Origin of the sequence: Ilumatobacter sp., assembly GCF_030065885.1 — a bacterium.
Classification (GTDB): domain Bacteria; phylum Actinomycetota; class Acidimicrobiia; order Acidimicrobiales; family Ilumatobacteraceae; genus Ilumatobacter.
Genome location: NZ_JASJCS010000162.1, coordinates 1 through 9,607, shown reverse-complemented (window position 1 = coordinate 9,607; position 9,607 = coordinate 1). Strand labels below are relative to the sequence as shown.

Genomic DNA, 9,607 nt, shown 5'->3' with positions numbered 1-9,607 from the left:
GCGCAGTGGCAGTCGCAGCTGATCAACCGGATGAAGCTCAACGAGGAGCTCGTCCTCACCACGCTCGACAACCCCGAGCTGCAAGCGGCCTGGCTCGAACGCAGCGGCCCGAAGATCTACGCCCAGGCCAAGGTGGCGCGTCAGCGGACGTGCCCCATCGGCGAACTGTAGGCGTCCCGCGATGTGGTGGGGTTTGAGGTAGCCGGCGGGGTCCACCACCAGGTGGGGCCATCGGCGTGATTCTCGGTGAGAAGTACCACCTACTCACTGAGGAGAACTCACCGATGGCCCTGTCACAGTCTGCCGTGTCCGAACTCCTGGAGGCGTTCCGCGCCGGAGACGGCGTCGACCTGATCCGCGAGTCCGTGCGACTCGTGCTGCAAGAGTTGATCGAGGTCGAAGCCGCCGCGGAGATCGGCGCCGGCCCGTATGAGCGCACCGACACCCGCACGAACGAACGCAACGGTTCCCGGCTGCGCCTGCTGGCGACCCAGGCCGGCGACGTCGAGCTCGCCATCCCCAAGCTCCGCAAAGGATCGTTCTTCCCGTCGATCCTCGAGCCACGGCGGCGGATCGACCAGGCTCTCTACGCAGTGGTGATGGAGGCCTACGTCGCCGGCGTCTCCACCCGCGCCGTCGATGATCTGGTCGCCGCGTTGGGGATCGCGTCGGGGATCTCCAAGTCCGAGGTGTCGCGGATCTGTGCCGGCCTCGACGAGATCGTCGGCGCATTCCGCACCCGCCAGCTCGACCACGTCGAGTTCCCCTACGTCTACCTCGACGCCACCTACCTCCACGTCCGCAACCAGACCTCCCAGGTCGTGTCGATGGCCGTCGTCGTCGCCACCGGCATCACCGCCAACGGCGACCGGGAGATCCTCGGCTGCGACATCGGCGACTCAGAAGACGAGACGTTCTGGCGTGGCTTCCTGCGCTCGCTGCGCGCCCGTGGCCTCGGGGGCGTGAAGCTGGTGATCTCCGACCAGCACGCCGGCCTCGTCGCGGCGCTCACCAAGTCGTTCCAGAAAGCGAGCCATCAACGCTGCCGAGTCCACTTCGCCCGCAACCTGCTCAGCCTCGTGCCCCGCTCGCACACCGACATGGTCGCAGCCGTGTTCCGCACGATCTTCGCCCAACCCGACGACAAAGCCGTCTCGGCGACGTGGGACCAGGTCCGTGACCAACTCGCCGCGATGTTCCCCAAGGTCGGCCCCCTCATGGACAACGCCAAGACCGAGGTCCTCGCGTTCACCGGCTTCCCGCGGGCGCACTGGCAGAAGATCTGGTCGACGAACCCGCTCGAGCGGATCAACAAAGAGATCAAACGCCGATCACGCGTCGTGGGCATCTTTCCGAACGAGGCGTCGGTGATCCGACTCGTCGGAGCCGTCCTCGCCGACATGCACGACGAATGGCAAGCCTCCGACCGTCGCTACCTCTCCGAAGGCTCCATGGCGTTGCTCTACCCCGAGCGCGATACTGAATCTGTCGCCGAGCTCAACAGCGGCGACTGACACCGAGGATCACCCTCGAAACCCCACCACGCCGCGGGGCACTGCCGAGATCCGCTCCCGCTTCGACGACCTATCACCGATCCGGCTCGCTCGAACCTGCGCAGCGCTCAAGCCACGCCGATCCTCTGGCGACGTCGTGCGGTTCACGACGCTGTCGACGTTGCGTGAGCTCGGCCGTCGCGCCCTGTTCATCCGAGAGCAGAGACGACGTCTCGATGCAGAGATGCGCCCGCTCATCCGCGAGTTCGCACCGGCCCTGCTCGAGGTCCACGGCGTCGGCTACGACACCGCTGCCAAACTCCTCATCGCCGCCGGCGACAACCCGCACCGACTCCGCTCCGAGGCCGCCTGGGCTCACCTGTGTGGCGTCGCGCCCATCCCAGCGTCATCGGGCAAGACGCAACGTCACCGGCTCAACCGGGGCGGCAACCGGCAAGCGAACTCGGCGATCTACAGGATCATGCTGACACGCATGTCCAACGACGAACGCACCCGGGCCTACATCGCCCGGCGCACCGCCGAGGGCAAGACGATGGGCGAGATCGCACGCATGCTCAAGCGCTACATCGCACGCCAGGTCTACAAGACCCTGCCCACCACCACGATCTGACACTCGACCTGGCGGTCGGAGCCTTGGCTCGCCCGAACCGGCTCACACCATCAGGTTGTGCAACAACTGACCTGCCACCCGACCGCCCAACGGCGGACCCCGGTGACGCGTGGCTTCCTACGAGCGTGACCCCGACGCGCCCCTCACGTCGATGATGTCTCTTCCCTGTCGTGCCCGCAACACCCCACCACGAACACGCCATCTACCCGCCAACGTTTTCCCGGGCGGGCGACCCCAACGCGCTCGTGCGACACTCGATGCGTGAGCGAGTTCACGCCCGAAGACCCCACCGAATGGCGACCCCTCACCGACCAGGAGCGGGAGCTGCTTGAAGCCCTGACCTCGCAGGACTTCACCGGTGCCGGCGACCTGCGCCACCAGATCGACTACGCCCAGGCCCAGCGGGGTTGCAACTGCGGCTGCGGCACCATCGACCTGCGTGTCGACCGGGCACACGCCCCACCAGCTCCCTTAACGCGTCAACCGGCACCGGGCGAAGCCAACGTCGTCGACGACAACGGCGACACGATCGCCGGACTCATCCTCTTCACCAACGACGGCTATCTCAGCAGTCTCGAGATCTACTTCGCAGGCGACCCGCTCCCGCTCCCGGAGCTCGATCGAATCCGCCCCTACGTCATCAGCGACGGGTAGCCAGCCGACCCCTTGACAGCCCTACGAGCTTCATACCCGTTCGGGTTCGGGGCGCTGGTCGTGGGCTTCGACGAGGCGGCCGTCGGGAGTCCTGAATGGAGGGTCCGGGTCGGCGAGTTGACAACCTGAGTTGCCAAGACGAGCAGGTCACGGCCGGCGTTGACAACCCAGGGTTGTCAACTCACGAAAGTCGTCTCCTCACGAGTCGGTCGACCTGCAGCTGACGACATGACGCTCACCGCCTGGCGGTCACCGACGTCCGATTCAGGACAGCGCGCACGCCCGTGGGCATTCAGGCGACGAGGAACTCGCGCAGCATCGCAGCGCCGCGCGGCGGGTCCTGCATCATCCACCAATGCCCGAGGCCCTCGAGGACGGCGACCTCGGCATCCCACTTCGCAGCCGTTCGCCGGGCGAGCTCCTCGCCGCCCGTGTAGTGGTCCTCGCTGGCGATCACGACCAGTGTGCGCGGCCGCTCACCGCCCAGTGCGGCGTACTCGTCGGCCCACTCGGCCATCTTGGGTTGCACCGCCGAGCGGTACAGCGCAAGGACGCAGGCGCTCATCTCGGGCCCCGACGCGGCGGCGCACGCTGCGGCGCCGGCCGGCGTCATGCCGGCGCCGACGAAGGCCTGGACGCGCTGCTCGGTCGGCATCTGCTGCATCGCCTCGACGAACGCCTCGCCCTCGCCCGGCGTCTGCCAGACGAGCGCCATGTCGTGCCAGACGTACTCGGGGTCGCCGGTGCCGGCGATGTCGGTGACGAGGCTGCGCACGAGGTCGGGGCGGCGGGTCGCGGCGCGCATCACGTGGCCGCCTCCCCAGTCGTGCCCCACGAGGTCGACCGGCCCGCCGAGCCGCTCGAGCTCGCCGACCAGCCAGTCGGCGTAGGCGTCGGACGTGGCGGCAAACCCGTGCGGAACGGGCGCGCCGAACCCGGGCGGCGACAGGGCGATGGTGTCGAGATCGGACATCTCGGCCAGCAGCGGATCCCAGATGGCCGCGACCTCGGGGTTGCCGTGGACGAAGACGACCGTCACGCGATCAACTCCATGAGCTCGGTGCGGCCGGGGCCCGGCGGGGGTTCGGCGCTGACCTGGTCGGCGAAGGATCGGACGTGGTCGGCCATGCCGGGCCGCGCCAGCACCTCGTCGGGGAGCGCCATGCAGGAGAAGACCTCGCCGAACGCCCGGGCGCAGGTCGGGTCGATCGTCGCCGCACCCGCCAGCAGCTCGCCGATCTGCAGCGACGCATCGGGCTCGAGTGCTGAACCGGCGAGCGCGGAGCGCATCTCGGCGACCCGCCGGCGGTCGAGCGCTGTCGTGGCGTCGTGATACGGCCGCATCTCGGTCTCGGTCGCCTCGTCGAACGCGAGCGCGAGCGCGGCCGGGTCGTCGCCGTGACGGGCGATCTCGCGCCGGAGCAGTTCGACGTGCTTGAGGCCGAGCGTGATCCCGCGCCCGAGCGAGGGGTTGGTGCACGAGCTGGCGTCGCCGACCGAGAGCAGGCCGGTGGCGCAGGGCTTGCCGTCGACGACGAACCGCCGGTGCCGATCGACGACGCCGGCCATCGACTTCATCTCGGTGATCGGCTCGCCGTCGAGCCAGTGGGCCTGGAGTGGGCACGATCGCACGACCCGCTCGTGCACGTCGGGATCGCGGAACCGCCGCAGCTCCTTGTCGTCGGACAACCCGTACAGCGTCACCGACCACGTGCCGTTGTCGGCCGGCAGCGTGAGCACCGAGAACGTGCCGTACGGAGCCAGCGCCGGCCCGAGCAGACCGGGCACCGACCCGTCGTCGGATCGGAAGTAGCGCCCGTAGTACGCGAACCCGCTGTCCTCGTTGTGGTCGATCGGGGCGACCGCCCCGATGTCGGCCAACCAGTCAAGCGTCGGCGATCGGCGCCCGGTGGCGTCGATGGCGATGTCGCCGACGACCTCCTCGCCGGTGTTCAGCCGGAAGCCGGTCACGTGCGGGACGCCCTCGATCACCGACGGGCCGGTTGTCAGCCCGGCGATCGCGTCGCCGCGGCGTACGGCCACGCCGGGGTGGTCGGCAGCTGCCGTCGCGAGCGCCCACTCCAACGTGCTGCGGCGCCCGGTGACGAGCTCGAACCGGTCGTCGTCGGGTGTGACCTCGGCCCCCGCCTGCAGGCTCAGCAGGAACGTCACCAGGTTGAGGCGGTACCCGCCATTGCCGGCCAGCAGCTCGAATGCGGTGGGGACCTGTTGCTCGAGGATCCGCGTGCCGCCGGCGAGGAGGATGTGTGCGAGGCCGAACTGGGCGACGCTCCGACGGTCCCATCCGTCGAAGGCCTGCTCGAGGTCGGGCGGCGGTGGCGCAGGGTCTCGTTCGAGCACCGTCACCTCGTGGCCGTCGTCGGCCAACATCATCGCTGCGGCGAGGCCGCACATCCCCCCACCTGCGACCGTGATCGTCCCCACGGCCGCCATGCTGGCTCAGCACATGCCGCACGTCCAGTGGTGCGGGGCCGTCGCACGTTCATCGAACGTGCTTGAATCGGGGGGATGAAGGCAGCGCTGCTCGTCGAGAGTCTGACCGGCAACACGTGGAAGGCCGCCGAGATGATCGGCGACAAGTTGCAGCAGGACCGGTGGACGATCACCGGCATGTCGAAGGTCGGCAACCCCGACCATGCGTCGATCCAGCGCGCCGACCTCGTGCTGGTCGGGACGTGGACCCACGGCCTCTTCGTCGTCGGGCAGGCCCCGTGGGCGGTCGGCAACATCGCCAATCTGCCCGCGATGCGCGGCAAACGCGCGGCGTGCTTCCTCACGTTTGCGCTCAACGCCGGCACGAGCATCGACAAGCTGACCACCGCCGTCGGGCAGACCGGCGCTGACGTGGTCGGCGGCCTCGAGATCAAGCGCAACCACCTCGACGAGCACACCGACCTCTTCATCGAGCGCCTCCTCGGCGCCCTCGAATCCGCCTAACTCTCGTACTCGGCGAGCACCTTGCCGACGAGATGGTCCGGGACCGGGTCGTGGTGGTCGTGCTGGATGGTGAACGAACCCCTGCCGCCCGTCATCGCCCGCAGGTCCATCGCGTAGCGGCTGACTTCAGCGGTCGGCACCGTCGCGGTGATCACCTGATCGCCGTCGCCGTTGGCGTCGCTGGCGATCACGTTGCCGCGGCGTGAGCTGAGGTCGCCCAAGACCTCACCCTGCTGGTTCACGGGCACGCGCACGACCAGGCGCGAGACGGGCTCGAGCAGGACCGGGTCGCCCTGTTCGACCGCGTCGGCGAAGCCCAGCGCGGCCGCGGTCTTGAACGCCATGTCGGACGAGTCGACCGAGTGCGTCTTGCCGTCGATGCACTCGACCCGGACGTCGACGATCGGGATCCCCGAGCCGGCGCCCGACGTCATCGCGTCCTCGACGCCGTGTTGCACGGCCGCCACGTACTGCTTCGGGATGGCCCCGCCGACGATCTTGTCGACGAACTCGAACCCCGCGCCACGCTCGAGCGGTGAGACCCGCAGGTCGACCGCTGCGAACTGGCCGTGGCCGCCGGACTGCTTCTTGACCCTGCCGGCTGCCTCGACCGCCTTGCGGATCGTGCGCCGGTACGGCACCCGGACCTCCTCGCTCTCGACGTGCACGCCGTAGCGGGCCTCGAGGCGCGAGATCGCAACTGCCAGGTGCGCGTCGCCGACGCCGCGCAGCACGGTTCGCCGCGACAGCTCGTCGTGCCCGATCACCAACGAGGGGTCCTCCTGCACGAGCCGTTGGAGCGCCTCGGAGAGCTTGTCGTCGTCACTCTGGGAAACCGGGACGAGGGCGATCGCCAGATGGGCCGTGGGTAGCGGCACCGGCGGGATCACGACGGGTTGGTTCGGCGGTGCGAGCGTGCTGCCTGTCGAGGTCGAGGTCAGCTTCGTGACGGCGCCGATGTCGCCGGCGACCAATTTGCTCGCCTGCGTCTGTTCGGTGCCGCACAGGCGGAACAGCCCGTGGAGTCGCTCGTCGTCGCCGCTCGCGACCTCGCGGAGCGTCATGTCGGGAAGCAGCGTGCCGGAGACCACCTTGAACACCGAGACCTGACCGACGTACCGGTCGGAGATCGTCTTGAAGACGTAGAGCAGCGGGTCGCCGTCGGGGTCCGCCGCGATCTCGAGCTCCTGCTCGCCGGCCACGGCCCGCACCGGACGGTCGGCCGGCGACGGGCCCACCTCGCAGATGTAGTCCGCCAGACGGTCGACGCCGACGCCGGTGCTGCCCGAGCCGACGAGCACCGGGAACTCGATCTGGGCGAGGACCTCGGCCGCCAGGGTGCGTTCGAGATCCTCGGCGGGAGGCACGTCGCCCTCGAGGTAGCGCTCGAGCTGCTCGTCGTCGCCCGCGACGATCTCTTCGACGACCTGATCGTGCACCTCGTGTGCGTGTTCGGCCATGTCGACCGGCAGCGGTTCGACGTGGTGGCGGCCGTCGGCGTCGTACTCGTGCGATTGCTCGGTGATCAGGTCGACCACGCCGTGGAACTCGGCCTGCTCGCCGATCGGCAGCTCGATCGGCGTGAAGCCGCTGCCGAAGGCCGCCGTGAGATCGGCGACCACCTGTTCGAAGTTGGCGCGCTGCTTGTCCTCGCGGGTCACGAAGACCAGCCGTGGCAGACCGAGGCCGGCGCACTTGCGCCACGCCGTCTCGGTGCCCACCTCGATCCCGTCGGCGGCACTGACCACCAGCACGGCGAGATCGGCGACGGCCAGGGCGGCGTCGACGTCGGCTTCGAAGTCGGGGTGGCCCGGCGTGTCGAGCAGGTTGACCTGGTAGTCGTGGCCGTCGCTCGCTCGCCAGCCGAACGACCCGATGCCCAGGCTGACCGACGACCCCCTGGCAACCTCTTCGGGGTCGTGATCGAGCAGCGTCGTGCCCTCATCGACCGACCCGGCGCGCGTGGTCACCTGCGCCGCGTGGAGCAGCGCCTCGGCCAGCGTCGTCTTGCCGACGCCGCCGTGTCCGACCAGTGCCACGTTCCGAATCCGACCAGCGAGGTCGTCCTGCATGCTGCTCCTCCTTGTGGTGGCGTCGACGCCTGCGACCGCCACCCCGATTCTTCCCCAAGATCGAGCCGCCGGGAAGGGGCCGAAGGACCCACGTCACCGGGCAGCTCGCAGGCCCGAGTCTCCCACGCCGGATCGAGAGCCGGTCGGGTCGGGACGCCGCCCGGTCGGCGGGTCGCGTTCGTGCCGCGGCTCGTTGGCGGGTCAGGGCGTCGTGGCACCGCGGAGGTCGATGATCAGCGTGGTCCGGTCCTCGACGGTGGGGAACACGCCCTCATCCGGTGGCGACAGGTCGGCGACGTCGATCGTGCGACCGTCGCAGTCGATGAAGTCAGCCGTGCCGGGCACCTGCTCGACGACGCAGCTGGGATCGCGGTCGGCCGGATACGCCCAGTAGACCCGCCACCCGTCGGCAGGGACGTCACCGGTGTGGTCGACGACGATCGAGCGCGTGCCGATGGCGGTGCCCAGCTCGGGGAACAGGAGCGGGCCGTCGGCCTCGACGATCTCGGCCAGGTTCTCGACGTTGCCGATCGGGAACGTGGTCCGTGCGAAGCGCTCGCTGGTGTCGCTCCCACCGCCGCTGATGAACGCCGCGATCGCCCAGGTGAAGCCGGCGATCAGTGCCAGGACGAGCAGACCACCGAGAACCGGGACGACGGCTCGCGCCACCGGTGAGCGGAGCTCGGGAAGCTGCACCGCACCAGTGTGCCGTGCATCGCCCGCCGACCGGACGGTTGGTGGGGCGCATCGCCCAGCGAATAGGTTCCCCAGTCGTGAAGCGTCAGTACCGGGTCGTCGTCGCCAAGCCGGGCCTCGATGGACACGACCGCGGCGCCAAGACCATCACGCGGGCTCTTCGCGACCACGGCTTCGAGGTCATCTACACGGGCCTGCACCAGACGCCCGAACAGATCGCCGAGACCGCGCTACAAGAGGACGCCGACGCTGTCGGGCTGTCCTTGCTGTCCGGCGCACACAACACGCTGTTCCCGCGTGTCGTGGCCGAGCTGCACGATCGCGACCTCGACGACGTGCTGGTGTTCGGCGGCGGTGTGATTCCCGATGCGGACGCCCGCGCGCTGCGCGACCAGGGCATCGCCGAGATCTTCCAACCCGGAGCCTCGCTGCGCGGCATCAGCGATTGGCTCGAGAACGCGCTCGACGCCAGGGACTGACCGCCATCGCCGTGATCGAGGTGCGGCAGCCGCACCATCCACCACCACGAAGGGACTGACAGTGGATCTGTTCGAATACCAGGGCAAGCAGTACTTCGCCCGCTACGACATCCCGGTGAGCGCCGGCGGCCCGGCCGACACGGTCGAGGAGGCCGTCGCCGCTGCCGCGTCGGCGGGTTACCCGGTGGTCGTCAAGGCACAGGTGCAGGTCGGCGGGCGCGGCAAGGCGGGCGGCATCAAGCTCGCCGGCGACGAGGCCGAGCTCCGCGAGCACGCCGGCAACATCCTCGGGATGGACATCAAGGGGCATGTCGTCCGGCGCCTGTGGGTCGAGCAGGCGTCCGACATCGACGAGGAGTACTACGTCAGCTTCACCCTCGATCGTGCCGAGAAGAAGCACCTCATGATGCTGTCGGCCGAGGGCGGTGTCGAGATCGAGGCCGTCGCCGAGGCGAACCCCGAGGCGATCGTCAAGCTGCACGTCGACCCGCTCGACGGCCTCGACGTGGCGACCGCGCGCCAGGCGTGCGTCGACGCGAAGCTGCCCGAGCGCGCGCTCGACGGGGCCGCCGACATCATCGTCAAGCTCTACCGGTGCTACACCGAGGGCGACTGCGACCTCGC

At 69.3% G+C, this 9,607-nt stretch carries 10 protein-coding genes; 6 read left to right on the top strand and 4 right to left on the bottom strand.

The features are described 5' to 3' along the window. Positions 1–284 precede the first annotated feature (284 nt). The 3 genes from QNJ12_RS22380 (at position 285) to QNJ12_RS22370 (ending at position 2,778) form a co-directional block, all read left to right on the top strand. Positions 285–1,514 (top strand): IS256 family transposase, encoded by a 1,230-nt coding sequence (locus QNJ12_RS22380; RefSeq protein WP_300626115.1) that lies wholly within the window; start codon positions 285–287, stop codon positions 1,512–1,514. Positions 1,515–1,737: 223 nt separating this feature from the next. Continuing rightward, on the top strand, positions 1,738–2,124 hold the full coding sequence (locus QNJ12_RS22375; protein ID WP_300626113.1) for an IS110 family transposase: 387 nt from the start codon (positions 1,738–1,740) through the stop codon (positions 2,122–2,124). Between the two features lie 261 nt (positions 2,125–2,385). After that, on the top strand, positions 2,386–2,778 hold the full coding sequence (locus QNJ12_RS22370; RefSeq protein WP_300626111.1) for a hypothetical protein: 393 nt from the start codon (positions 2,386–2,388) through the stop codon (positions 2,776–2,778). A gap of 292 nt (positions 2,779–3,070) precedes the next feature. On the opposite strand, the gene QNJ12_RS22365 is transcribed toward QNJ12_RS22370, so the two are convergent. Both QNJ12_RS22365 and QNJ12_RS22360 read right to left on the bottom strand, forming a co-directional pair. After that, entirely contained in the window at positions 3,071–3,817 is a 747-nt protein-coding gene (locus QNJ12_RS22365; protein ID WP_300626109.1) for an alpha/beta hydrolase, read from the bottom strand. Further along, positions 3,814–5,223, bottom strand: coding sequence for an NAD(P)-binding protein (locus QNJ12_RS22360; protein WP_300626108.1), 1,410 nt, complete (start codon positions 5,221–5,223; stop codon positions 3,814–3,816). Before QNJ12_RS22360 ends, QNJ12_RS22365 begins: the two co-directional genes overlap by 4 nt. Before the next feature lie 84 nt (positions 5,224–5,307). Between QNJ12_RS22360 and QNJ12_RS22355 the strand changes: the two genes are divergently transcribed. Then, the gene (locus tag QNJ12_RS22355) at positions 5,308–5,736 is read left to right on the top strand and encodes a hypothetical protein (RefSeq protein WP_300626106.1); all 429 of its coding nucleotides are present in this window, start codon (positions 5,308–5,310) and stop codon (positions 5,734–5,736) included. Here QNJ12_RS22355 and QNJ12_RS22350 read toward each other — a convergent pair. Both QNJ12_RS22350 and QNJ12_RS22345 read right to left on the bottom strand, forming a co-directional pair. Beyond that, positions 5,733–7,808 carry an elongation factor G gene (locus tag QNJ12_RS22350; protein ID WP_300626105.1) on the bottom strand — a complete coding sequence of 692 codons (2,076 nt, stop codon included), beginning with the start codon at positions 7,806–7,808 and terminating at the stop codon, positions 5,733–5,735. The two genes, QNJ12_RS22355 and QNJ12_RS22350, sit on opposite strands and share 4 nt — an antisense overlap. 201 nt (positions 7,809–8,009) lie before the next feature. Continuing rightward, entirely contained in the window at positions 8,010–8,504 is a 495-nt protein-coding gene (locus QNJ12_RS22345; RefSeq protein ID WP_300626104.1) for a hypothetical protein, read from the bottom strand. A 77-nt stretch (positions 8,505–8,581) separates the two neighbouring features. Here QNJ12_RS22345 and QNJ12_RS22340 point away from each other — a divergent pair, with 77 nt between their 5' ends. Both QNJ12_RS22340 and QNJ12_RS22335 read left to right on the top strand, forming a co-directional pair. Next, on the top strand, positions 8,582–8,983 hold the full coding sequence (locus QNJ12_RS22340) for a cobalamin B12-binding domain-containing protein (protein ID WP_300626102.1): 402 nt from the start codon (positions 8,582–8,584) through the stop codon (positions 8,981–8,983). Between the two features lie 61 nt (positions 8,984–9,044). Continuing rightward, on the top strand, positions 9,045–9,607 hold a 563-nt coding region (locus tag QNJ12_RS22335), incomplete at its 3' end, for an ATP-grasp domain-containing protein (protein ID WP_300626101.1).